The 24788-nt window shown below is 69.2% G+C and carries 16 protein-coding genes; 13 read left to right on the top strand and 3 right to left on the bottom strand.

Translation table 11 applies throughout. The features are described 5' to 3' along the window. The first annotated feature begins 36 nt into the window (after positions 1–36). The 6 genes from DQ392_RS33350 to DQ392_RS33325 all read left to right on the top strand — a co-directional run bounded on the left by DQ392_RS33350 (position 37) and on the right by DQ392_RS33325 (position 7289). Complete coding sequence (locus tag DQ392_RS33350) at positions 37–2940, top strand: vitamin B12-dependent ribonucleotide reductase (RefSeq protein WP_114019436.1); 2904 nt, start codon at positions 37–39, stop codon at positions 2938–2940. A 312-nt stretch (positions 2941–3252) separates the two neighbouring features. After that, the gene (locus DQ392_RS33345) at positions 3253–3861 is read left to right on the top strand and encodes a YdbC family protein (protein WP_114019435.1); all 609 of its coding nucleotides are present in this window, start codon (positions 3253–3255) and stop codon (positions 3859–3861) included. A gap of 54 nt (positions 3862–3915) precedes the next feature. Beyond that, a complete protein-coding gene (locus DQ392_RS33340; RefSeq protein WP_114019434.1) occupies positions 3916–4575 on the top strand; it encodes a histidine phosphatase family protein in 660 nt (219 codons plus the stop codon). Positions 4576–4587: 12 nt separating this feature from the next. Continuing rightward, the gene (locus DQ392_RS33335) at positions 4588–5712 is read left to right on the top strand and encodes an ADP-ribosylglycohydrolase family protein (RefSeq protein ID WP_181856681.1); all 1125 of its coding nucleotides are present in this window, start codon (positions 4588–4590) and stop codon (positions 5710–5712) included. Positions 5713–5879: 167 nt separating this feature from the next. Next, positions 5880–6557, top strand: coding sequence for a ribonuclease HII (locus tag DQ392_RS33330; RefSeq protein WP_114019433.1), 678 nt, complete (start codon positions 5880–5882; stop codon positions 6555–6557). Between the two features lie 108 nt (positions 6558–6665). Then, entirely contained in the window at positions 6666–7289 is a 624-nt protein-coding gene (locus DQ392_RS33325; RefSeq protein WP_114019432.1) for a hypothetical protein, read from the top strand. A 121-nt stretch (positions 7290–7410) separates the two neighbouring features. Here the strand turns inward: DQ392_RS33325 and DQ392_RS33320 are convergent, their stop codons facing one another. Further along, positions 7411–7881, bottom strand: a complete 471-nt coding sequence (locus DQ392_RS33320; protein ID WP_147266622.1) for a hypothetical protein — start codon at positions 7879–7881, stop codon at positions 7411–7413. Between the two features lie 336 nt (positions 7882–8217). After that, a complete protein-coding gene (locus tag DQ392_RS33315) occupies positions 8218–10407 on the bottom strand; it encodes a RecQ family ATP-dependent DNA helicase (RefSeq protein ID WP_114019430.1) in 2190 nt (729 codons plus the stop codon). A 139-nt stretch (positions 10408–10546) separates the two neighbouring features. Here DQ392_RS33315 and DQ392_RS33310 point away from each other — a divergent pair, with 139 nt between their 5' ends. The 6 genes from DQ392_RS33310 to DQ392_RS33285 all read left to right on the top strand — a co-directional run bounded on the left by DQ392_RS33310 (position 10547) and on the right by DQ392_RS33285 (position 21355). After that, on the top strand, positions 10547–11752 hold the full coding sequence (locus tag DQ392_RS33310; protein ID WP_114019429.1) for a DUF4192 domain-containing protein: 1206 nt from the start codon (positions 10547–10549) through the stop codon (positions 11750–11752). A 96-nt stretch (positions 11753–11848) separates the two neighbouring features. Beyond that, on the top strand, positions 11849–12604 hold the full coding sequence (locus DQ392_RS33305; RefSeq protein ID WP_181856680.1) for an NUDIX hydrolase: 756 nt from the start codon (positions 11849–11851) through the stop codon (positions 12602–12604). Positions 12605–12727: 123 nt separating this feature from the next. After that, on the top strand, positions 12728–15691 hold the full coding sequence (locus DQ392_RS36365; protein WP_114019427.1) for an ATP-binding cassette domain-containing protein: 2964 nt from the start codon (positions 12728–12730) through the stop codon (positions 15689–15691). Between the two features lie 206 nt (positions 15692–15897). Continuing rightward, a complete protein-coding gene (locus DQ392_RS33295; protein WP_114019426.1) occupies positions 15898–17004 on the top strand; it encodes a FadR/GntR family transcriptional regulator in 1107 nt (368 codons plus the stop codon). A gap of 1415 nt (positions 17005–18419) precedes the next feature. After that, positions 18420–20039 (top strand): RNA polymerase sigma factor, encoded by a 1620-nt coding sequence (locus DQ392_RS33290; RefSeq protein ID WP_181856679.1) that lies wholly within the window; start codon positions 18420–18422, stop codon positions 20037–20039. A gap of 482 nt (positions 20040–20521) precedes the next feature. Then, on the top strand, positions 20522–21355 hold the full coding sequence (locus tag DQ392_RS33285) for a S1 family peptidase (protein WP_245982310.1): 834 nt from the start codon (positions 20522–20524) through the stop codon (positions 21353–21355). Between the two features lie 336 nt (positions 21356–21691). On the opposite strand, the gene DQ392_RS33280 is transcribed toward DQ392_RS33285, so the two are convergent. Then, positions 21692–21922 carry a DUF7455 domain-containing protein gene (locus tag DQ392_RS33280; protein ID WP_114019423.1) on the bottom strand — a complete coding sequence of 77 codons (231 nt, stop codon included), beginning with the start codon at positions 21920–21922 and terminating at the stop codon, positions 21692–21694. A gap of 510 nt (positions 21923–22432) precedes the next feature. On the opposite strand from DQ392_RS33280, the gene DQ392_RS33275 reads away from it, so the two are divergent. After that, positions 22433–24556, top strand: coding sequence for a DNA gyrase/topoisomerase IV subunit B (locus DQ392_RS33275; protein WP_114019422.1), 2124 nt, complete (start codon positions 22433–22435; stop codon positions 24554–24556). The last annotated feature ends 232 nt before the right edge of the window (positions 24557–24788 follow it).

The following is a 24788-nucleotide window of genomic DNA, read 5'->3' as shown; positions in this document are numbered from 1 at the left end:
CATGTTGGGGTGTTATGCCCCATACAGGGAGGCGGAATGACAGAGACGACGAGCGGCCCGGCACGCGGCTCCCGCGCGAAGGGCGGCAAGGCGAACAAGGGGCTGCGCATCGAGCGCGTCCACACGACCCCCGGCGTGCACCCCTATGACGAGGTCACCTGGGAGCGCCGCGACGTCGTCATGACCAACTGGCGCGACGGCTCGATCAACTTCGAGCAGCGCGGCGTCGAGTTCCCCGACTTCTGGTCGGTGAACGCGGTCAACATCGTCACCAGCAAGTACTTCCGGGGCGCCGTGGGCACTCCGCAGCGGGAGAACAGCCTCAGGCAGCTGATCGACCGGGTGGTGAAGACCTACCGCGCCGCCGGTGAGGACAACGGCTACTTCGCCTCTCCCGCGGACGCCGAGATCTTCGAGCACGAGCTGGCCTACGCCGTGCTGCACCAGATCTTCGCCTTCAACTCCCCGGTGTGGTTCAACGTGGGCACCAAGCAGCCGCAGCAGGTCAGCGCCTGTTTCATCCTGTCGGTGGACGACTCCATGGAGTCGATCCTGGACTGGTACAAGGAAGAGGGGATGATCTTCAAAGGCGGCTCCGGCGCCGGTCTGAACCTCTCCCGCATCCGCTCCTCCAAGGAGCTCCTCTCCTCCGGCGGCAACGCCTCGGGCCCCGTCTCCTTCATGCGGGGCGCCGACGCCTCCGCCGGCACCATCAAGTCGGGCGGCGCCACCCGCCGGGCCGCCAAGATGGTCGTCCTCGACGTCGACCACCCCGATGTCGAGGCCTTCATCGACACCAAGGTGAAGGAGGAGGAGAAGATCCGCGCCCTGCGCGACGCGGGCTTCGACATGGACCTGGGCGGGGACGACATCACCTCCGTCCAGTACCAGAACGCGAACAACTCGGTGCGCGTCAACGACGCGTTCATGAAGGCCGTCGAGTCCGGCTCGAAGTTCGAGCTGCGCGGCCGGATGACCGGTGAGCCCGTCGAGGAGGTGGACGCCAAGCAGCTCTTCCGCAAGATGGCGGAAGCCGCTCACGTCTGCGCCGACCCCGGCATCCAGTACGACGACACCATCAACCACTGGCACACCTCGCCGGAGACGGGCCGCATCACCGCCTCCAACCCGTGCAGCGAGTACATGCACCTGGACAACTCCTCGTGCAACCTCGCCTCGCTCAACCTCATGAAGTTCCTGCGCGACGACGACAAGGGCAACCAGTCGTTCGACGCGGAGCGCTTCGCCAAGGTCACCGAGCTGGTCATCACGGCGATGGACATCTCCATCTGCTTCGCCGACTTCCCGACCGAGAAGATCGGCGAGACCACCCGCGCCTTCCGCCAGCTCGGCATCGGCTACGCCAACCTCGGCGCCCTGCTGATGGCCACGGGACACGCCTACGACAGCGACGGCGGCCGCGCGCTGGCCGGTTCCATCACCTCCTTGATGACCGGCACCTCCTACAAGCGCTCCGCCGAGATCGCGGCGGTCGTCGGCCCGTACGAGGGCTACGCCCGCAACGCCGACGCGCACAACCGCGTGATGAAGCAGCACAGCGACGCCAACGACGTCGCCACGCGCATGGACGACCTCGACACCCCGGTCTGGGCGGCCGCCACCGAGGCGTGGCAGGACGTGCTGCGGCTCGGCAAGAAGAACGGTTTCCGCAACGCGCAGGCCTCCGTGCTGGCCCCGACCGGCACCATCGGTCTGATGATGGACTGCGACACCACCGGCGTCGAGCCCGACCTGGCCCTGGTCAAGTTCAAGAAGCTCGTCGGCGGCGGCTCGATGCAGATCGTGAACAACACGGTCCCCAAGGCCCTCAAGCGCCTCGGCTACCAGCCCGAGCAGATCGAGGCGATCGTCGAGCACATCGCCGAGCACGGCAACGTCGTGGACGCTCCCAGCCTCAAGCCCGAGCACTACGAGGTCTTCGACTGCGCCATGGGCGAGCGCTCCATCTCCCCGATGGGTCACGTCCGCATGATGGCCGCCGCCCAGCCGTTCCTCTCGGGCGCCATCTCCAAGACCGTGAACATGCCCGCGAGCAGCACGGTCGAGGACGTCGAGGAGATCTACCTCCAGGGCTGGAAGCTCGGCACCAAGGCGCTGGCCGTCTACGTCGAGAACAGCAAGGTCGGCCAGCCGCTGTCGGCCAAGTCCAAGGAGGAGAAGAAGGCCGAGGCCCCCGAGCCGGAGAAGGTGGTCGAGTACCGCCCGATCCGCCGTCGGCTGCCCAAGGGCCGCCCCGGCATCACCACCTCCTTCACGGTGGGCGGCGCCGAGGGCTACATGACGGCCAACTCCTACCCGGACGACGGCCTGGGCGAGGTCTTCCTCAAGATGTCCAAGCAGGGCTCGACCCTCGCAGGCATGATGGACGCCTTCTCCATCGCCGTCTCCGTGGGCCTCCAGTACGGCGTTCCGCTGGAGACCTACGTCTCGAAGTTCACCAACATGCGCTTCGAGCCGGCCGGCATGACGGACGACACCGATGTGCGGATGGCACAGTCGATCGTCGACTACATCTTCCGCCGCCTGGCCCTGGACTTCCTGCCCTTCGAGATCCGGTCGGCACTCGGCATCCACTCGGCCGCCGAGCGCCAGCGGCACCTGGAGACGGGTTCCTACGAGGCGAACGAGGAGGAGTTCGACGCGGACGCCCTGGCACAGTCGGCTCCGAAGGCCGGGCAGGACTCGCAGGCCGCCTCGCACGAGGAGGCTCCCGACAGCAAGGACACGCAGCGCACGGTGGCCGAGTCGGAGGCACCCGCCCCGGCACCGAGGGAGGCCCACAACTCCACGGAGCTGCTGGAGATGCAGCTCGGCCTGAACGCGGACGCTCCGCTGTGCTTCTCCTGCGGCACCAAGATGCGCCGGGCGGGCAGCTGCTACCTGTGCGAGGGCTGCGGCTCGACCAGCGGTTGCAGCTGAGCCGTCAGGAGGGTCTACGCGAGAGCGGGTAGGGCCGCGCGAGGGCGGGGCAGACCCGCGTGAGAGCGGGCCCCGTGCGAGAGCGGGGCGGCCCCGCGGGACAGCGGAGGTGAGACCCGCGTGAGAGTGAGGCGGGGGACGGTGATGGCGCCGTCCCCCGCCTCCGCGCGTGTCGAGACCGCTGCCGGGCGGCCCGTGGTGTCGGGCCCGGTTCTGTGTACCGGACATGGCTGGTAGCACTCCAGTGCGAGACCGCCGCCGGTGGGCTGTCGCCGGGGCCGGGGGTCGCTGGAATGGCCGTACGATGGCGCGGTGCTGGTCAAGTGGATGCGCTGCACCGTCGTCGACCGCCCGGGCTTCGCACGGGCACAGCGGAAATGGGCGGGACTGCTCGGAGAGCCGGGCTTCCGTGGGCAGGGCGGCGGGTGGAGCCGGGCCAGGAACGGCGTCGTCCACCTCTTCGGGTTCTGGGAGAGCCGGGCCTTCTACGACTCCTTCATGGCCCGATCCCACGACCGCCTGCACGCCTCGCAGGTCGGCACCTACAAGGAGATGCAGGTCAGGCTCTTCGAGTACCGGTTCGACGTCAAAACCGGCTTCCGTCCCGTGTTCACCGACGCCGACCTGCTGCGCGTGGCCCACTGCCGGGTGCGGCCCGACCGGATCGAGCACTACACGCTGATGCAGGAAAAGGTGTGGAACCCGGCCATGGCGGGCTCTCCCGGCATGCTGCGCGGCGTGTTCGCGCAAGCGAACACAGAGGACGAGTTCCTGGTGCTTTCCATGTGGGACTCCACCGCCGAGTACGGGAAATACCGGGTCGAACGGGTGGAACGCCTCGCGCTGCGGGCCCAGACCGGTGCCGACGTCACCCACGTCGCCGGTGACGTCATCGACCTGGAGCCCTCATGGACCGTCTGAGCGTGCTGCCGTCCGGCCGTCTGACCTGGAACCGACTGGCCTAGGGTGGGGCCCATGGCGCGTCCACGTCGCATCGTCCTCCTCCGCCACGGAGAGTCGGAGGGAAACTCCGACGACAGCATCTACGAACGCGTGCCCGATCACGCACTGCCACTGACCGAACGCGGCGCGCGGCAGGCCGATGAGGCCGGCAAGCAACTGCGCGAGCTGTTCGACGGCGAACGCGTCTCCGCCTACGTGTCGCCCTACCGTCGCACTCGCGAAACCCTCGCCGCACTCGGCATGGGGCCGGCCCAGATGCGCGTCCGCGAGGAGCCACGGCTGCGCGAGCAGGACTGGGGCAACTGGCAGGACCGTCAGGACGTGCGGCAGCAGAAGAAGTACCGCGATGCCTACGGGCACTTCTTCTACCGCTTCGCCCAGGGCGAATCCGGCGCCGACGTCTACGACCGTGTCGGGGCCTTCCTGGAAAGTCTGTGGCGCAGCTTCGAAGCCCACGACAATCCGCCCAACGTCCTCCTCGTCACCCACGGGCTGACCATGCGGCTGTTCTGCATGCGCTGGTTCCACTGGACCGTCGAGGAGTTCGAGTGCCTCTCCAACCCCCGCAACGGTGAGATGCGCACCCTCCTCCTCGGCCCGGAGGGCCGCTACCACCTCGACCGGCCCTTCGAGCGCTGGCAAACGCCTCGCCCGTACGGGAGTTCCGGCTAGCATCGGCAAGACATGAGCGATCGAATTCCCGATCCCGCAGCCGCCGAGCGGATCTCCCGAGCCCTCGCCAGCCTGCGCGGCCTGGCCGTCGGCGATGCCCTGGGCTCGCAGTTCTTCGTACCCGGCAATCTCCCCTTCCTCCGCCGCCGCGAGCTGCCGCCGGGGCGGTGGCGGTGGACCGACGACACCGAAATGGCGGCCTCCCTGGTGGCTGTGCTCGCCAGCCACGGAAGTGTCGACCAGGACGCGCTGGCCACCTCCTTCGCGGCCCACCACGACTTCGACCGCGGCTACGGCCCCGCGGTGAACAGGATGCTGCGTCTCATCCGCCAGGAGGGCGGAGACTGGCGCGAGCCGGCCTCCTCGCTCTTCGACGGGCAGGGCTCCTGGGGAAACGGTGGCGCCATGCGCGTGGCCCCCCTGGGCGCCTGGTTCGCCGACGACCCGGACCGGGCGGCCGACGAAGCGGCACGCTCCGCGGAGGTCACCCACCGACACCCCGAGGCCGTCGCGGGCACCCGAGCCGTCGCGGCTGCCGCGGCCCTTGTCGCCGCCGACGGCCACGACCGTCCTGCCACGGTCGCCCCTGCCACCTCCGCCTCCGTCTCGCGGCCGGTCCACGGCAATGGCCCCGACTCCGCTCCCGAGGGACAGGTCGCAGGCGTGGGCCGGACCCCCGAAGGGCAGACGTCCGGCAGGCAGACGGCTCAGGTCGACACGCCCGCCGTCCTTGGGCAGCGCGCAACCGGCTCGATCTCGACGGCACCTCTCAGCGCCGAGACCCTGCTGCTCGAAGCCCTGAAGCGCGTCCCCCGGAGCGCCGTGCACGCGGGACTGCGCCGTGCCATCGACCTGCTCGACTACTCCGACGTCGGCACGGTGGCAGCCGTCCTCGGCTGCGGCCGGCGCACCAGCACACAGGACACCGTCCCCTTCACCCTGTGGGCCGCTGCCCGGCACCTGGGCGACTTCCGTGCTGCCGTGTGGACCACCGCCGGAGCCGGCGGGGACGTGGACACCACCTGTGCCATCGTCGGCGGCATCGTGGCGGCGGGCGGTCCTGCCGCCGCCCCACCCGAGGAGTGGGACGAGCGGACCGAGGGCTTTCCGTCCTGGCTCGCGGAAAACCTGGGGTGACACCTCCGGTAACCCACTCCGGCGGGACCCTCCACCCCATTCCGCGGACTCTCCGTCACCAATGCGTCCCATTCCGCGAGCGAGGCTTCCTTCCACCCTTACTCGCGGCCTCAAAACGGGAGTCCCGTGAACTCGCCGCGCCCCCAGCGGATACGCTTGGTATTGCCATGCCGTACGAGTCCCCAACCCATCGCGTCGAGCGCTCGATCCGTGCCACCACGGGTGCCAAGATCGTTGCCGGAGTGGACGAGGTCGGTCGCGGAGCATGGGCCGGACCCGTCACGGTCTGCGCCGCGATCACAGGCCTTCGTCGCCCTCCAGTCGGCCTGACCGACTCCAAACTCATTCCCGAGCCGCGCCGCAGCGAGCTGGCCGAGGAACTGGTCGACTGGGTCACCGCCTACTCCCTCGGCCACTCCACCCCGGAGGAGATCGACACCCACGGCATGACCGCTGCTCTCCGGCTCGCCGCCATCCGCGCACTGGACGGCCTGCCCGAACGCCCCCACGCCGTGATCCTCGATGGCAAGCACGACTACCTCGGAGCACCCTGGCGGGTCCGCACCGTCATCAAGGGTGACCAGTCGTGTGTCGCTGTCGCCGCCGCCTCGGTCATCGCCAAGGTGCGCCGAGACGCGCTCATGGCCGAACTCGCGCCCGAGCACGAGGAGTTCGCCTTCCAGGACAACGCGGGCTATCCCTCGCCCGTCCACAAGGCGGCCTTGGAGGAGATCGGCCCCACCCCGCACCACCGGCTGTCCTGGGCCTACATGGACGCCCTGACCCGTTGGAAGCACCTCAAGCGCAACCGGATCGAACCAGTGGAACAGATCGGCCTCTTCTGAACCCGCCGCAGGGCGGCTCCGTAGCGAAGTCCGGTCCCGATCCGGGAATAGCCCGGCATACCGAACCCGCTGACACTGCTGTTTCTTGCATTTGATAGACAACATCCCATGCCTCTCACTCCCGAGGAGTCACAGATTTACGAGAGCGTCCCGGACACCCGCACTTCCGCGGGAGCGTCCCGAACACCACAGGCACCACGCACCGCGAACCCCATCCCCGGTCCGCGTTCCGCTCCGCGCCCCGCACCGCCGCGATCGGACAGCAAGGGCCCCAGCACCCCCGGTCGCCCCGGTGTCCCCCGCCAGGGCTCCCCGGCCGCCCCGTCCGGCCCGAAGGCGCCGTCAGAGTCCGGCACGGCGCAGATCCAACTGGTCGCAGCGAGCGACGCCACCGCCGTGGAGGTCGCCGACGAAACCGTCGACAAGCTTCTCGACGAGGGGCGTGCGCCCGGCCAGATCCTGCTGCTGACCACCGGTGCTCAGCATCCGTGGGCCGAGCATGAGCTCTCCTTCGGTGAGGACGCGTACTGGCGCCAACTCGCCGCCGGCGAAGACGTCTTCTGCGCACACACCTCCTCTGTGTCCCGCACCAGCCAGCGCCCCGTCGTGCTGCTGGCCGTCAATGGCGGCACCGACCCGGAGGCCGCCGCCGCGCTGCCCGCCGCGCTGGAGAAGGCCACGGAAAAGCTCATCGTCTGCGGTGACCCCGAGCGTCTGCGCGCCTTGCTCTGATCCTGTTCGCGGTGCTGCTCCCGGCCACGGGCCTCCTGCCTCCGCCTGCCGGGTGCTCACGGCCACGGGGACGCCGGACCTGCGAAGCGGAGCTGCGGACCGCGGGCTCCGCCGACCGGCTTCAGGCCGCGCCGGAGCAGTCGCCGAGAAGCCCCGGCGCTGTCGTGGCGCTGGGCAACCGGCCGCCGTGGTGCGTTCCGAGAATCCGCCACCCGGACGGCGTCAGTGTGATGTAGGCACCGCAGCGCAAGCCATGGAGCGTGCAGGCGTCGCGCAACCCCCACATCCAGGCACCGTCCACCGTGGTCCATCCGGGCTCCCCGAACCGACTGCACAGCAACACCGCCGTGCGGGCGGGGACCCGTCGGCGCAAATCGTGCGGTGTGATCCGGCGAAGCCGATCCAGTAGTGCGTTGCGGTACTCCCATCCGTCCGGCCGCGAGCGCTCGAGGCTGAACGACGCGCTGGCGACGAGCCGTTCGTCATACCCGAGCACTCCCAGCACGGCGGTCGGCGGGTGCGGGAGGTGACGTGTGCACAACCCGTTCACCAAAGTCTGCGGATCTTCCGGTAGCGGGGTGGCGGCGGCCACCCACTCCGGGAGCCGCACCACGCGGTGGGCATGCGGCGCAGAGTCACAACCGGGACGCGGACCGGGCGCTGAAGCAGAACCGAAGGTCACCCTCTCTCCTCCGCTCGTGCTGTTCCCCTCTGTAGCGCTGGGCGGGGCGGCGACGAACACGGAGCGCACCACCGGTGCCTCCTGCGGCTGTCTTCTCCGCTTATTCCCGCTGAGCCTCCTGTCTCCCCTCCTGTGTCTCCTTTCCTCGAACGAGTGAGGAGGGTGCTGTCTTCGACAGCCGGTGGGTCGCGTCCGCCTGTCGTTCGGCTCTCCCTGGCCGGCGGCCCGGGGGAGGGCTGCTCTTCCTCACTGCGTCGCCAGAACCAGTGGCAGCACCTCCTTCGCGCCGGCCTCCCGGAGCATGCGGGCGGCCACGGTGAGGGTCCAGCCGGTGTCGGTGTAGTCGTCGATCAGGAGCACCGGGCCGTCCACGGCCGCCATGGACGCGGCCAGCTCCGGTGGCATCGTGAGCGCGTCATGTACTGCACGCAGGCGCTGGGCTCCGTTGCTCCGGGGGCCGTTGAGCAGGCCGAACTCGTCGGCGCAGGCCACCGCCCCCAGAAGTGGCATGCGGCCGATGTCGGCGATCCGCTCCGCGAACGACCGCACAAGCTGTGGTCGGGTGCGGGATTCGACGGCGACGATCCCCGCAGGGCGCTCCAACGCTTCCGGCCCTTCTGTCGCCCACCCACCTGGTGCCTTCGCCCAGTCCGTAAGCACCGTCACCGCACCCTGCAACACGTCGTCGGGTACGGGGCCGTCCCCTGCCTGCTCGGACAGCAGAGGGCGCAGTCTGTTTCCCCAGCCGATGTCGGAGAGCCGTCCGAGCGCCCGCCCGGGTGCCGCTTGCTGCTGCGCGGGGATGCGGCCCTTGAGGTCCATGCCGACCGACGGCATGCCGGTCGGCCACATACGGCGGGGCTCGACTCGTACCCCCGGCCTCCGCAGCTCACCCTTGGCGGCCACGACCGAGGCCTCACCGACCGTCGCACTGAACCGGGCGCCGGCGCAGTTGTCACACCTGCCGCAGGGAGCTGCCTTGTCGTCGTCCAGTTCTCGGCGCAGGAACTCCATCCGGCAGTCGGTTGTTTCGGCATAGCCACGCATCGCGCGCTGCTCGGCCAGTCGCTGGCGCTCCACCCACTGGTACCGGTCGGTCTCGTACTGCCAGGGTGCCCCAGTGGCGACCCAGCCACCTTTGACCCGCCGTACCGCACCGTCGACGTCGAGAACCTTCAGCATCATCTCCAGCCGTGACCTGCGTAGCTCGACGCGGGGCTCCAGAGCGGGCAGGGACATCGGGCCGTCCGAGGCAGCGAGCACGTCGAGCGTGCGCCGTACCTGTTCCTCGGCGGGAAAGGCGAGTGAGGCGAAGTACCGCCAGATCGCTTCGTCCTCCTGCCCTGGCAGCAGGAGCACCTCCGCGTGCTCGACGCCGCGGCCGGCGCGGCCCACCTGCTGGTAGTAGGCGATGGGGGAGGAAGGCGAACCGAGATGGACGACGAAGCCGAGGTCCGGTTTGTCGAAGCCCATGCCCAGGGCCGACGTCGCGACCAGCGCCTTCACGCGGTTGGCCAGGAGGTCGGCCTCAGCGGCTTCGCGATCCGCGTTCTCCGTCCTGCCCGTGTAGGAGGCGACCTCGTGTCCGCACTGGCGGAGGAAGGCCGTGACCTCCTCGGCGGCGGCTACCGTCAGGGTGTAGATGATGCCCGAGCCCGGCAGAGTGGTGAGGTGTTCTCCCAGCCAGGCGAGCCGGTGGGCGGCATCAGGCAAGCGCAGCACGCTGAGGCTCAGGCTCTCCCTGTCGAGCGGTCCGCGAAGCACCAGCGCGGGTGTGGAACCGGTGGACGCGCCTCCGTCTCCGCCAGCACCGCCCGTGCCGAGTTGCTCGGCCACATCAGCTGTGACGCGTGCGTTGGCTGTGGCGGTTGTCGCGAGCACGGGAACGCCGGACGGCAACTCTGCGAGCATGGTGCGCAGCCTGCGGTAGTCGGGGCGGAAGTCGTGGCCCCAGTCGGAGATGCAGTGTGCTTCGTCCACGACCAGGAGGCCGGTGGAAGCGGTCAGGCTCGGAAGGACGTTGTCCCTGAAATCGGGGTTGTTGAGGCGCTCGGGGCTGACCAGCAGCACGTCGACCTCCCCGAGGCCCACTTCCGACTCGATCGCCCGCCACTCCTCGGGGTTCGACGAGTTGATGGTGCGGGCACGGATACCGGCTCGCGCGGCTGCCTCCACCTGGTTGCGCATCAGGGCCAGCAGGGGGGAAACGATCACTGTCGGTCCCGATCCGCGTTTGCGCAGGAGAGCCGTCGCCACGAAGTAGACGGCGGATTTGCCCCAGCCCGTGCGCTGTACCACCAGTGCGCGTTGATGCTCCGCAACCAGCGCCTCGATGGCCCGCCACTGGTCCGGGCGCAGTCTGGCCGTGCCTTCTCGGTCGCCGACGAGATCGGCCAGCACCGCGTCGGCGTCTCGTCGCAGCTGTGTGTCGCTCATGCGTCCATGCAACCCGATGCGCGAGGTCTTCGGAGAACCGGCCTGTGGATAACTCGCCATTAGTATGAAAAGGCGATGAGTCGCCATACCTGTGGATAACTTTCGACCACGGATCCGGGTTCTCCGTCACGGTCGACGCATGACACATCACGACCACGCAGAGCAAGGCGACGAGCCCACGACCTCCGAGTCCGGCAAGATCAGTGTCTCCCTTCGCGAGCCGGCCGAGCTGGCCGAGGCTCTGCCGTACCTCCTCGGTTTCTATCCCGACGACTCTCTCGTGGTCGTCGCTTTGCACGGCGAGCGCGGCCGCTTCGGAGGCCGGCTCAGGATCGGCATTCCGGACACGGAAGGCGGTCGGGCAGCTCTCGCGCCACAGGTCGCGGAGTGCCTCGGCGCCAGCTCCAAGGCGCGAGGAGCCCGACCCGATGGTGCCTTGGTCTTCCTTTGCCAGGAGCCGGGTGAGGGACACAGCGGCAGGGACGTCATGGAACGGCTGCGCCCGCTCGTCCGGGACCTGCGTCTCGCCTGTGGCGAGCGTGACATGCCCGTTTACGAGGCTCTCTGCATCTCGGAAGGGAGGTACTACTCCTACTGCTGTCCCGACCAGCGCTGTTGTCCACCGGAGGGCGTTCTGCTGGCGGGTACGGGCACATCCGTCATGGCCGTCGCCGCGGCCTATGCCGGTATGCCGATGCATGGATCGCTTCGCGAGATGGAGCAGCGGCTGGTCCCTCTCGGGCCCCCGTTCGCCGACGAGCAGAAGCGGACGCTGGACGCCGCGAGCCTGCGGCTCACCCCTCGCATGCTCAAGGACGACGACCGGGAGCGGGTGCGCGCCGAGACATTGGCACTGCTCGGGCATCTGATGGAGCGCTTCCAGCGCTGCACACCGCCTGTGGCCACCTGGACGAGCGAGGACGCGCACGACGACGGCTTGCTCGGTCATGACGACTGTGCAACGGCGATTATCGGCCTTCAAGACCGCGATACGCGAGATCAGGCGGCCGAATGGATGGAGGGAGTGGATCCCGCTCCCGCCGTGCGCCTGTGGCGTGCGCTGGCCCGTCGCTGTACGGGGCCCTACAGGATCTACTCGGCGCCCCTGCTCACACTCGCGGGCTGGGTCGCATGGTCGGGCGGGGACGTGCCGACGGCCCGTGTCGCCCTGGGGCTCGCTCTTCGCACGGATCCCGATTATCTGTTCGCACAGCTCTTGCACCACGCGTGCAACGAAGGCCTCGATCCCGAGGAGGTGCGCCGTTGCCTGCGAGGGGAGCGCCCCGGTCTGAAGGAAGGCGGCGAAGGAAGGGAGCCGGATGCCCCCGCGGACGCCACTTCCTGACCGCCACTCTCATCAGCCTCGGACCAGGGGGTGTCAGGTGAGGCCGGTGCTGTTGAACGGCCTGTTTATCGTCAGGGAGACGACTATGATCACGCCATGCCCTATGATCCATCGGCCTTCCCGCCCTTTGCCGTCACCGTCGACCTCGTGGTGCTCACTGTGCGCAAGGACGCGCTGTGTTCCCTGGTCGTGCGTCGGGGGGAGCCTCCCTATCAGGGCAGGTGGGCGTTGCCCGGCGGGTTCGTCCGCGATGACGAGGGCTTGGAGGCCGCGGCTTCGCGGGAACTCGCCGAGGAAACCGGGCTCCGCTCCCAGGCCGCCGAGGGGCATCGAGGGGGAGCTCATCTCGAACAGCTCGCCACATACGGCGCGCCACAGCGGGATCCCCGGATGCGGGTGGTCAGTGTGGCGTATCTCGTGCTCGCACCCGATCTGCCCTCGCCCGTCGCCGGCGGAGACGCGCGCAGTGCCCGATGGGCGCCGTCGGACGCTCTTCTCGACGCGTCGGAGGGGCTGGGACGGGATGCCGAGCAACAGGCGCCACTGGCTTTCGACCACGGACAGATCCTGCAGGACGGCGTGGAGAGGGCGCGATCCAAGATCGAGTATTCCTCGCTCGCCACCGCTTTCTGCCCGCCCGAGTTCACCGTGGGAGAACTGCGCCGCGTGTACGAAGCGGTGTGGGGGGTGGCGCTCGACCCGCGGAACTTCCACAGGAAAGTGACGGGGACGCCCGGCTTCCTGGTGCCGACCGGCGGGACGACGACCCGCCAGGGCGGGCGGCCCGCACAGCTCTTCCGCACCGGAGAGGCCACGGTTCTCAATCCGCCCATGTTGCGGCCGGAGGCGTAACGACGGCTCCCGGCGGCGAACTGCTTGACCGGGCGGGGATCGATCGAGCAGGTTACCCGGAAAGTCGGAAATGTCGCGTTATCTTGCAGGGATGCGTCCGCCACGCGTTCTGTGGGAGAAGCGATGATCCAGGCCATCGGACTCACCAGCACGGCCCGGCGCAAGCGCCAGCCGCAGGTCGACGACCTCACGTTCGAGGCTCGCTCGGGCGAGGTCACCGTACTGCTGGGACCGACGGGTTCGGGTAAGAGCGAGGCACTGCGGCTGATGCTGCAACTCCTCCCGGGGAGGGGAGTCGCGCTCTTCCGAGGCCGTCCCGTGCAGCGGATCCCGCACCCGGCGCGGGAGATCGGCGTTCTGCTCGGCGACGTTCCGGGGCACCCCGCACGCACCGCGCGAGGGCATCTGCGCATGCTGACGGCCGTCGCCGGGGTACCGGTCGAGCGGGCGGACGAGGTGTTGGAGGTGGTCGGCCTCAGCGGCCTTGCCGACCAGCGGCTGGGTGATTTCTCACTCGGGATGGACCGGCGGCTCGGGATGGCGGCGGCGCTGCTGGGTGACCCGCACACGCTGGTTCTGGACCAACCGACGCAGGGGCTGTCGCTCCGGGAGGCGAGTTGGCTACAGGGCCTGCTGCGAAGCTACGCGGAGCACGGTGGCTTGGTACTCGTCACTGCGCGAGACCCGAAAGAAGCCGCACGGATCGCCGACCGGGTCGTGTCCATCAACGGCGGGAGGCTGGTGGCCGATCAGCAGGCCGCCGACTTCTCCCGCACCAGGCTCCGCCCGCGGGTGGCGGTGCGGACGCCGCACGCGGAGCGGTTCGCCGCGGTCCTCTCCCAGGAGGCCAGGAGCGGGGAGCGAACCCGCAAAGGTCGAGGCGCTGTTGAAGTGGTGTGTGAAGGGGGGAGCCGAGTGTCGGTCTACGGGAGCGACTGCGCGGCGGTGGGGGAGTTGGCGCACCGCCACGGGATTCTCGTGCACCAACTGAAGGATGAGATCGGTGACACGGGGGACGGCTCGCGGCCGAGCGTGTTGGACAGGGCGGACGGTCGAGCATCCGACGCCCTTCGTCCAACCGGTCAAGAAACGGAGGCCACGGCGGGAGAGCAAGCGGAAGAGGGGGCGGATGATGGCCGAAAGAGACAGAGTGTGGAGTCCGGTTGGGGAGACGGGCCGCACGCAGCCGTACGTGGAGAGGGCACGAGCGCAGCAGGAGCCCAGCCCGCAGCTCCCGGGCACGCAGCCGTTCCCGCCCCTCACACCTACGTACCGGGGCGTGGAGGCACGGGGACGCCAGGCGCGACTGTGGAGTCGGCGGATCAGGACTGTTCCGGTGTGGGTGCCGACGGAACAGGCTCTGCCTCCTCCGGCGTGGGTGTCGGGGCGGAGGGTGAGTTGGACCCGGCTGCCGGTGAGGGAGGGCCTGAGAGGCCGGCTTCCCGCGAGGCACGTGCCGAGGCGGCGCAGGAGCCGACGGATTCGGACAGGGCGTCCGGTGAAGGGGCGCTGGTCCCGGCGGCGTCGGACGACACCGGCGCGGCGGACACGCCCGATGAGAGGCGTGGGCAACAGCGGCGGCCGGTAGGCAGAGCCGCGACCTCGACGCCCCGGGGAAACCATGGTCGGCTGGCGGAGAACGATTTGCGGAGCGCGAACTCGGGTGAGGAACGTGAACCGGTATCCGGCCAACCGGACGAGGCGGAGAACGCCGGCCCGCACGAGGCGTTGCCGGTATGCGTGTCGCCGGACGACCGGGTCTCGGACAACGGGGGAACGCGAACGGAAGAGAGGCCACCTGCCGCGCGCTCGACACCGGTTTCGGCCGACGTCCCGGGCAGAACCGCACCTTCGACGCACTCCGACAACGGCACCTCCGCCCGCGCCGTTGCACCGCACCCCACCTCCTCTTCACCCGCTTCCGTGCGTTCGGCTGTCGTCGGCGCGGCGTCCGTCTACGGCGCACCCGCTGACGCGGCGAGGGGCGGCGATACGGCGCGAGCGGGCCGGCAGGTTGCCGACGCACCATGGACGGCCAAAGTCGTGGCCTCCGCCCGTGACCGGCTGCGGACGCGACGAAACGGGGAGGAGGTCAGCGCGAGCGCTGGTGCTCGGGAGGCCGCCGGCCGGGGCGGAACCACGACCGGGGGTGGCGAGATCACGGCGGCCACGTTTCCCGTGTCTCCGGTGGTGCGACGATCCGGCCCGGTAGCGCCGGTGCAGTACGAGTTGCGGCGGCTCTTCGGTGTGCGGACTCCCTGGGTGGTGGTCGCGCTGACACTGCTGGCGGGGTTGGCTATCTCGCTCACGGTGGTCCGCGCGGGCGCCGGGGGCACAGTCGACGCGGCGACAGGTATCGCTCCAGGCATGAAACTTTTGATGGGGTGGCCGCCGGGGTCACCGTTCATGGTGCCGCCCGCCGCAGTGGCGGCCGGTTTCTTGGGGGCCACCGCCTTCGGCCAGGAATTCCGGTATCCGGCGCTGGTCCCCGCGCAGGTGCCCGTACCGCGGAGACTGGGACTGCTGGTGGCGAAGCTCGTCGTGACCGCGGGCGCGGCCGTGGGGCTGTGCGCGGCGACAGCTCTGTGCAACGCAGCCGTGCTCACGCTCTTCTTCGGCCCCGACAGCGGTGTACTGGCCTTCCCCGGCCGGACCCTCGAACTGGCCGGGCTGACCCGACTTTCCGTGCCCGGCGGGGACGGAACCGGCCACATGGTTCCCTCATTGGGGGTGCAGGTGCTCGCGGTCCTGGTGCTGTGTGTGGGGTGCGCATGGGCCGGGCTGCTGGCCGCGGGGGTCTGCCGTTCAACAATGGCGGGTCTGATCGCGGTTGGGGCGGTCCCGTCGCTGGTGGCGCCCCTGGTGGCGCGAGCCGCTGTGGGCGCTGACGGTCAGTCGGTGGACGGGATGCCGGAACGCCTGAGATCAGTGCTGCTCTTTCCTTGGCCGTCGACCATCGAGCAGTGGGGCTCGGTGGCTGGGGAGATCGCGACACAACCAGTGGGCCGTGCGCTTGCGCTGTCGCTGACCGTGCTGTTCGGGGCCTACGGCATCACATCGTTGCGAGGACGGCCGAGACGGCAGTGATTGGCGTGAGGGGGCTCGCGGATCGCCGCCGTGGAAGCCTCAGTTGATACCTGGTTTCCCGATCGCCCCAGGTTCGGCGGGGCGTTCGTACCGCGGTGACACCAATCCGTGAGTCAGAGGGGAGAGATGGCTCTGACCACCGGTGATGTGGTCGGTTCTTTCCGATAAGGCGTCAATTGTAAGGAAGTCAGCGATCACCCTTTCGTGTGCTTTTCACCAAAGCTCTCAAGAAAGCCCTCAAGACCGGCCGGAGCACGGCCGACACAAGATGCGTGACTACCCTTGCGCACTCCATGATGACCGCGGCTCGCCCCGTTGACACAGGCCTCGTCGGCCCGGGCGAGCTGGACCGCTACGCATACGCCGAGTCCACGGGGACAGCGCGTACCACAACGAACGCCTCGGCGTGGGAGGGTTCCGAGGCCGACATGAACCGTGTGAACCGACGTACATCAGGCAGCCGCGGCAGGGGTCTGCACGGACAACTGGTGCAGCAGCTGGGGCAGATGATCGTCTCGGGAGACCTGGGTGCTGACCGCCCGCTCGTCCCCGAGGAGATCGGCCAGCGATTCGAGGTCTCGCGGACGGTCGTACGCGAGTCTCTGCGCGTTCTGGAGGCCAAGGGGCTCGTGAGCGCCCGGCCGAACGTCGGCACTCGGGTCCGGCCGGTCAGCGACTGGAACCTGCTCGACCCCGACATCATCGAGTGGCGGGCGTTCGGACCGCAGCGGGAGGGCCAGCGCCGAGAGCTGTGGGAGCTGCGCTGGACGATCGAGCCCCTCGCCGCCCGCCTCGCCGCAGGGCAGAGCCACGACGACGTACAGCAGCGCCTGGCCGACATGGTCGAAATCATGAACCACGCGCACGCCCAGGGTGACAGCCTCACCTTCTCCCGGGCGGACGCCGAGTTCCACGGCCTGATTCTGCAAGCAGCGGGCAACCGGATGCTGGAGCACCTTTCCGGCATCGTCTCCTCGGCACTGCAGGTATCCGGCGGCCCCTCGGCGTGCTGTGAGCACCCCACCGAGAACGTGGTCGCTCACCACCGCCGGGTCGTGGAGGCGCTCGCCGCGGGAGAGGCCGCGGTGGCCGAGACCGCCATGCGCCAGGTGCTCGGCGCCCCCAGCGAGTCGGTGCCCGCGGGGCAGAGCGCGACAGGGGCTGCCGCTCCCGCGCAGGCCGGCCAGGCGGGTCAGGCCGCGCAGGCGGGTACGCACGGTGTGCCCACGGGTGCGGGGCAGCCGGCGCAGTCGGGTGGCGCGGCTGCACCCGGCGGCGCGGACCACGTGGTGCCGGCACCCCGCGAGCACTGACGTTCCCGGGGGCGTCCGTCGGCGCCCCTCCGGGAGCGCTCACGACCGTGCCGGGACCTGGCAGGCGGGACCTGACAGGCCGGGCCTGGCAGATACGCCTGTGGGCGCGGGCATCGTCGTGGACCTTTCGTGTGGTGCCGGCTCGCTTCGGTGGCGGATCCACCACTTCGCGGTCCCGCACGTGCCCGGCCCGCCCACCGGTCGACACTCGTCGGCCCGGTGCGGTGGCAGGGGCGGATAAGCGGATGATGCCGGGGCGCGGCAACCTGCTGGACGGTGTCGGTGTTGGCCTGCCTGCCCGGTTGCCCAGTTGCCCGTCGGTCCGGTTGCCCGGCGGCCCGTGGCCCTCGGTGCCTGCTCGTGGCGGCCGGCCCCCGTCGCACCCGACCGCTGCCCCCGGCGGAGCCTGAGCGCGCCGCGAGGCGGGTAGGTCTCCCGGTCGCCGTCGGAGCGGTCTCGGGTGGCCCTGTGGGTCCGTGCTTGCCTCCGGTTCGGTGCTGCGCCCGGCTCGATTGCGGCGACGGTCCTCAGAGAACCGCTGTGCTTCGGCTCTCGTCGTCGCTCAGCAGTCGCTCAGCAGTCGCTCAGCAGTCGCTCAGCAGTCGCTCAGCAGTCGCTCAGCAGTCGCCCGGCAGTCGCCCGGCAGTCGCTCGGCGGGGCGACAGGGGTGGCTCAATGGCCCGGATGAGCTTCCGTCCGCTGCGGACGGAAAGGCTTGTCCGTGTGAAGGGGCGACGTGCTCTCCACCTCAGTGGTGAGGCCGCGCGGTACTCGTACGCGCAGTCCGGTCGCGCGGTTCCCGCCCTCCGGTGGCGGAACCTGTGCGATGCCTCCCCGTGCTGCGGCGAACCGTCCGTGCCCGACGGCACGGACGTGCGGCCTTGCGTAGCGGCGTCGTCCCGTCGTCCTCGCAGGGAAGCGTCGCGAGGCCGCGATGCGTCATGATGCCGGCCGTACGGTCTCCTTACTCGTACCGCGGGCCGTACGGTCACCACTCTCGTCATGCGGCCGGACAGCTCATGCGGTGGCCGCCCGGCCGGACGGGCGGCCACCGCATGAGCCGTCCGGGAGTGGATCAGCACTCGACTCGGTGCGTCGCCTGTGGTGGCAATCCGTACCGCACCGTCCCATGTGAGGAGAGTGTGCGCTCGGGTCCGTCGCCGCGTCGTCACGGGCGGTGCTTTCGCCCGGTTCTGTACCGGTATAAGTGGGTACTAGATGTGACTCGGGCCACGTGAATTGGGCGTAACGCTTCCCGTCCCAACGCGATGACTCAAGAGGTGACAGCCGAGGAGGGAATACGGGCGCTCCATTCGGAGCTTGTGTCTGCACCGTTGTTTCTCCACTGCTCCGCCCGCGCCGTCGGTTCATCCCCGCCGGCGGTCCGCCGTTTCCATCGTTCCGAGAGGTTGTTCGTGTCGGCCAGCACATCCCGTACTCTCCCTGCGGAGATCGCCGAGTCCGAGTCCGTGATGGCGCTCATCGAGCGGGGGAAGGCTGAGGGGCAGATCGCCGGCGACGACGTGCGTCGGGCCTTCGAGGCTGACCAGATTCCGCCGACCCAGTGGAAGAACGTTCTGCGCAGCCTCAATCAGATCCTCGATGAGGAGGGTGTGACGCTGATGGTGAGTGCAGCCGAGGCGCCGAAACGCACCCGCAAGAGCGTCGCAGCGAAGACCCAGACCAAGCGCACCGCTACCAAGCCGGTCGCTGCCAAGACCGCGTCGGCCAAGAAGGCCGCCCCCACTCGGACGGCTCCCGCGGCGGCCTCGGCCGCCTCCGCACCCATCGCACCGGGCGTCGCGGCCGGAGCGGTGGCCGGGCAGGAGCCTGCCGTGGACTCCGAGGAGAAGCCCGCGAAGAAGGCCGCCGCCAAGAAGACGGCGGCGAAGAAGGCGACCGCCAAGAAGGTGGCCGCCCCGAAGAAGACCGCCGCCAAGAAGTCCGTCGTCGACGAACTCCTCGAAGGCGACGACGAGATGGTCGAGGACCTCCCGGCCAAGCCGTCGGGCAAGCCCGGTGCCGAGGACGGTCCTTCCGCCGAGGGCAAGAACGAGAACGAGGGTTTCGTTCTGTCCGACGAGGACGAGGACGACGCCCCGGCTCAGCAGGTCGCCGCCGCGGGGGCGACGGCCGACCCGGTGAAGGACTACCTCAAGCAGATCGGCAAGGTCCCGCTCCTGAACGCGGAGCAGGAGGTCGAGCTGGCCAAGCGGATCGAGGCGGGCCTGTTCGCCGAGGACAAGCTGGCCACCGAGGAGAAGCTGGCCCCCAAGCTCCAGCGGGAGCTGGAGATCATCGCCGAGGACGGCCGCCGGGCCAAGAACCACCTGCTGGAGGCGAACCTCCGCCTCGTGGTGTCCCTGGCCAAGCGCTACACGGGCCGCGGCATGCTCTTCCTGGACCTGATCCAGGAGGGCAACCTGGGCCTGATCCGTGCGGTCGAGAAGTTCGACTACACGAAGGGCTACAAGTTCTCGACCTACGCGACGTGGTGGATCAGGCAGGCCATCACTCGCGCCATGGCCGACCAGGCCCGCACCATCCGTATCCCGGTGCACATGGTCGAGGTCATCAACAAGCTGGCCCGTGTGCAGCGCCAGATGCTCCAGGACCTGGGCCGCGAGCCCACCCCGGAGGAGCTGGCCAAGGAGCTGGACATGACGCCCGAGAAGGTCGTCGAGGTCCAGAAGTACGGCCGGGAGCCGATCTCGCTGCACACTCCGCTGGGCGAGGACGGCGACAGCGAGTTCGGTGATCTGATCGAGGACTCCGAGGCGGTCGTTCCCGCGGATGCGGTCAGCTTCACGCTTCTGCAGGAGCAGCTGCACTCGGTGCTCGACACTCTCAGCGAGCGTGAGGCGGGTGTCGTCTCCATGCGCTTCGGTCTGACCGATGGCCAGCCCAAGACGCTCGATGAGATCGGCAAGGTCTACGGCGTGACGCGTGAGCGTATCCGGCAGATCGAGTCGAAGACGATGTCCAAGCTGCGGCACCCCTCGCGTTCCCAGGTGCTGCGCGACTACCTCGACTGAGCCTCCGAGCCTCCAGCTGAGGCCCCCGAGCGGTTCGTCTGTCCGAGGCGGCCGCCCCGGGGGGGAGCACACGAGAGTGACACGAAGGCCGGTGGGCCCGCTGAGGGCGGGTCCACCGGCCTTCGCCGTGTGTGGTCGACCGTCCTTCGCCGTGTGGTCCGTCGACCTTCGCGGTGCGGTGTGACCAGTCTCCGCAGCGGGATCGTGCCGTCTTTCCGGTGTTCGTGCGTGTGTTCATACGCGCGTGCCGGCGTCCGTGCGTGACACACCTGATTCCGTACGTGTCTACCAGCGTCCGTACGTACATACGAGTGTCAGGCGCTCGTCATGGTCGTCTCGGGATGCGCGCAGCGTGCGGGAGGAACACCCTGGGTAGTCAGGTAGTTCCGCACGGTGCAGGAGGTCGGTTCATGCGAGGGATGCGCTGTAAGCGAACACGCGCTGTCCGCACTCCCGGGAGCCCGGGAAGTCGCCTTTTCGTCCTGGGGGTGGCGCTCATAGCGGCGCTCCTCGCCCCCACCGCCTCGCCCGCCGCGGCGCACGGCCAGGACCCGGGCGACCGCGCCGTGATCGGCGGAAGGCCGGTGAGTGCCGAGAGCCATCCGTGGGTGGCGGCGCTCTCCAGCCGCTCGCGGTTCGGGCCGGAGCGTTCCGGGCAGTTCTGCGGCAGTGCGGTCGTGGGTCCCCGTACGGCCGTCACGGCGGCGCACTGCGTCAGTCGCGAGGTGCTGGGCACCGATCCGTCGCAGGTCGACGACCTGCGCGTCATCACGGGGCGGGGGGATCTCACGCAGACGACGGGCAAGGAGGTCGCCGTCGAGTCGTGGAAGGTCAACCCGGAGTACGACCCCAAGACCAACAAGGGGGACGTCGCGGTCCTGCGGCTGGCCTCCGCGCTGCCGCAGGACGACATCCTTCCGATGGCGCAGAAGGGTGATTCCGGGTACCAGGCGGGCACGGCGGCGACGGTCTACGGCTGGGGGGACACCACTGGGCGCGGGGACTACGCGGACACCCTGCACGCGGCGGGCGTCAACGTGCTGCCGGACGCGGACTGTGAGCGCGCGTATCCGGGGTCGGCCGAGGGTACGTACGACCGCGGCACGATGCTGTGCGCCGGTCTCAAGCAGGGGGGCAAGGACGCCTGCCAGGGGGACAGCGGCGGCCCACTGGTCGCCCAGGGCAAGCTCGTAGGACTGGTCTCGTGGGGGATCGGCTGCGGGCAGCAGGGGCGTCCGGGGGTGTATACGCGGATCTCAGCGGTGCAGTCCGTCATCGGGGCCCAGGAGGGCGCGGCTCCGGCCACGGGATCCTGAGCAGCACGCTGGCGGCGCGCAGAGGTCTTGCAGGCGTTTCCGGGGCCCCCAGTGCCCCGGTGGCGGTCCGCCGAATTGGATCGGCCGCAGGCACGCCCGGGCTCCGGTCGACCGACCACGGCGCAGAATCGGCCATGATCCCGTTCCGTGCTCTCGGTCGGCGCAGCGCACCGGCGCGAATGGTGGGAGACGGGCCGAGACGACGAGGGCAGCCGGGGGCGGCCGGGAAACGACGAGGGCGGACGGCTCTCCCGCTGGTGGGAGGGCCGTCCGCCGATACCGGCCTGTGCCGGGGTAGCTCGTCGGATGCGGACGCGAAGGCGTCAGCTCAGCAGGTCACCGTTCGTCCTCGCCCGCAGTGGCAGGAGTCGCGGTGAGCTTCTCCGTCTCGTCCTGTATCTCCGCGGCGATCTTCTTGAGCTCCGGCTCGTACTTACGGCCGTGGTGGGCGCAGAACAGCAGCTCTCCGCCACTCACCAGGACAACGCGCAGGTAGGCCTGGGCGTTGCAGCGGTCACAGCGGTCGGCTGCAGTCAGCGGGGTCGCGGGGGTCAGAACTGTAGTCACGTCGCCTCTTCTCTAGCTCGACGAGCTGTCGTACCAGGGTCAACATCCAACCAGGCCGAAAACGTTCCCGCTCTGGCCTTCATTCCCGGACTTTTTTGGCCGGGAGGCCGGATTGTTGCCGGGTGGCGGCGAATGGGCCGTATTGCAGGGGTTGGGGTTTCCGTCTGTTGTGTTCGGTCTGTCGTGGAATTTGTGACGGTGAGTGGTGGCCGGCTCCTGCCAGTGGCGCTGGCAGGCTTCCGTCGTGCCGTTGGGTTGTCGTCCGACTCCGGGCTGTTCCCTCCTCCGTTGTGAGGGACGTGCCCGGAGCCTAAACGGTTCATGCCTGGATGGGAACGTGATGTGTGAGTCACCCAGGCGGGTTATCGAACAGGATATCGAATATGAGCTAGCATGGCGGTTCTCCTTATCCCCGGCCTGGGTCGTGCGTCACGCGCCGTCCTGGGCCTCGGTACCCTCTGACGCGGCAACCCAGCCGTCTCAAGCAGAATTCAGCGAGGAGCGAACCGCGTGACCGCCGACATGTCCGTGCCGTCCACCGCACTGCTGACCGGGGCAGACCGTGAGGGCGGTTCCAATTACACCGCGCGGCATCTGCTCGTCCTGGAGGGTCTGGAGGCCGTGCGCAAGCGGCCTGGCATGTACATCGGCTCGACCGACAGTCGCGGCCTGATGCACTGCCTGTGGGAGATCATCGACAATTCCGTTGACGAAGCCCTGGGGGGCTACTGCGACCGGATCGAGGTCATCCTGCACGAGGACGGCTCGGTCGAGGTCACCGACAACGGCCGGGGCATCCCCGTCGACATCGAGCCGAAGACGGGTCTTCCCGGTGTCGAGGTCGTGATGACCAAGCTGCACGCCGGCGGCAAGTTCGGTGGTGGCTCGTACGCGGCCTCCGGCGGTCTGCACGGTGTCGGCGCCTCCGTGGTGAACGCGCTCTCCTCGCGTCTGGACGTCGAGGTCGACCTGAACAGTCGGACCCACACCATCAGTTTCCGCCGCGGTGTGCCCGGCATCTTCACCGAGCCGGGCCCCGAGGCGCCCTTCGACCCTTCCAGCGGGGTACTCAAGGGCAAGAAGATCCCGAAGACGCGAACGGGCACCAGGATCCGCTACTGGTCCGACCGGCAGATCTTCCTCAAGGACGCCAAGCTCTCCTTGGACACGCTGTACGCGCGTGCCCGTCAGACCGCGTTCCTGGTGCCCGGGCTGACCCTGGTCGTGCGGGACGAGCGGGGCCTGGAGGGTGAGGACGTCTCACAGGAGACGTTCCGCTACGACGGCGGCATCAGTGAGTTCTGTGAGTACCTCGCCCCCGACAAGCCGGTCTGTGACGTACTCAGGCTGCAGGGCCAGGGGACGTTCAAGGAGACCGTGCCGGTTCTCGACGACCGCGGGCACATGACCCCCTCGGAGGTCCAGCGGGAGCTCGGCGTGGACGTCGCGCTGCGCTGGGGGACCGGGTACGACACGACGGTCAAATCGTTCGTGAACATCATCGCGACGCCCAAGGGCGGCACGCACGTCGCAGGCTTCGAGCGCGCTGTCACCAAGACCGTCAACGAGGCGCTGCGCACGAACAGGCTGCTGAAGGTCGCCGACGACGACGTCGTCAAGGATGACGCCACCGAAGGGCTCACCGCCGTGGTGACCGTCCGGCTGGCCGAGCCGCAGTTCGAGGGGCAGACCAAGGAGGTGCTGGGGACCTCCGCGGCTTCGCGCATCGTCGCGCAGGTGGTGGCCAAGGAACTGAAGTCCTTCCTGACCTCCTCCAAGCGGGACGCCAAGGCGCAGGCACGGTCCGTGCTGGAGAAGGTCGTCGCCGCGGCCCGGACGCGGATCGCCGCGCGGCAGCACAAGGAGGCGCAGCGCCGCAAGACCGCGTTGGAGTCCTCGGCGCTGCCCGCCAAGCTGGCCGACTGCCGTGCCGACGACATCGACCGCACCGAGTTGTTCATCGTCGAGGGCGACTCCGCGCTCGGCACCGCGAAGGTGGCCAGGAACTCCGAGTTCCAGGCGTTGCTGCCGATCCGCGGCAAGATCCTCAACGTGCAGAAGTCGTCCGTCTCCGACATGCTCAAGAACGCCGAGTGCGGCTCGATCATCCAGGTCATAGGAGCCGGCTCGGGACGGTCGTTCGACATCGACCAGGCCCGTTACGGCAAGGTCATCTTCCTTGCCGACGCCGATGTGGACGGCGCCCACATCCGCTGTCTGCTGCTCACGCTCTTCCAGCGCTACATGCGGCCGATGGTCGAGGAGGGACGGGTCTTCTCCGCGGTACCGCCGCTGCACCGGATCGAGTTGATCAACCCGAAGAAGGGCCAGGAGAAGTTCCTGTACACCTACTCGGACAACGAGTTGCGCCAGACGCTGCTGGAACTCGAGCGCAAGGGGACGCGTTACAAGGAGTCCATCCAGCGCTACAAGGGGCTGGGCGAGATGGACGCCGACCAGCTGGCGGAGACGACGATGGACCCGCGGCACCGCACGCTGCGCCGCATCAACATCAGCGACCTGGAGGCGGCCGAGGAGGCGTTCTCCCTGCTGATGGGCAGCGAGGTGGCGCCGCGCCGCGAGTTCATCAGCTCCTCCGCCGCCACGCTGGACCGCTCCCGCATCGACATCTGAGCCATGAGCCGGAACCTGACCTGCCGTGACCTGCCTTAAGGGGGCGCGTCCGGCGGCTCGCGGGCCCTTCCGGCGGCCCGCGTCGCTGTGCGGGTGCGAGTGCGGGCTGGCCGTTCGGTCCCGCTGTGCGAACGCGGGCCCGGCCGCTCGCGTCCGGCCTTCCCGGTCGCCCCAAGCCTGCTCGTTCACCTGAAGAGGTGAACGAGCAGGCTTGGGGCGAACAGGAGCACAG

It is taken from the genome of Streptomyces reniochalinae (assembly GCF_003323735.1).
GTDB lineage: Bacteria > Actinomycetota > Actinomycetes > Streptomycetales > Streptomycetaceae > Streptomyces > Streptomyces reniochalinae.
This window is presented reverse-complemented; position numbering and strand designations above follow the sequence as displayed.

What these genes read in the sequence shown, in the direction of transcription:
- DQ392_RS33310 (WP_114019429.1), top strand. Translation starts at nt 10,547, where the DNA reads ATGACACATCACGACCACGCAGAGCAAGGCGACGAGCCCACGACCTCC.
- DQ392_RS33340 (WP_114019434.1), top strand. Translation starts at nt 3,916, where the DNA reads ATGGCGCGTCCACGTCGCATCGTCCTCCTCCGCCACGGAGAGTCGGAG.
- DQ392_RS36365 (WP_114019427.1), top strand. Translation starts at nt 12,728, where the DNA reads ATGATCCAGGCCATCGGACTCACCAGCACGGCCCGGCGCAAGCGCCAG.
- DQ392_RS33335 (WP_181856681.1), top strand. Translation starts at nt 4,588, where the DNA reads ATGAGCGATCGAATTCCCGATCCCGCAGCCGCCGAGCGGATCTCCCGA.
- DQ392_RS33350 (WP_114019436.1), top strand. Translation starts at nt 37, where the DNA reads ATGACAGAGACGACGAGCGGCCCGGCACGCGGCTCCCGCGCGAAGGGC.
- DQ392_RS33330 (WP_114019433.1), top strand. Translation starts at nt 5,880, where the DNA reads ATGCCGTACGAGTCCCCAACCCATCGCGTCGAGCGCTCGATCCGTGCC.
- DQ392_RS33315 (WP_114019430.1), bottom strand. Translation starts at nt 10,407, where the DNA reads ATGAGCGACACACAGCTGCGACGAGACGCCGACGCGGTGCTGGCCGAT.
- DQ392_RS33305 (WP_181856680.1), top strand. Translation starts at nt 11,849, where the DNA reads ATGCCCTATGATCCATCGGCCTTCCCGCCCTTTGCCGTCACCGTCGAC.
- DQ392_RS33325 (WP_114019432.1), top strand. Translation starts at nt 6,666, where the DNA reads ATGCCTCTCACTCCCGAGGAGTCACAGATTTACGAGAGCGTCCCGGAC.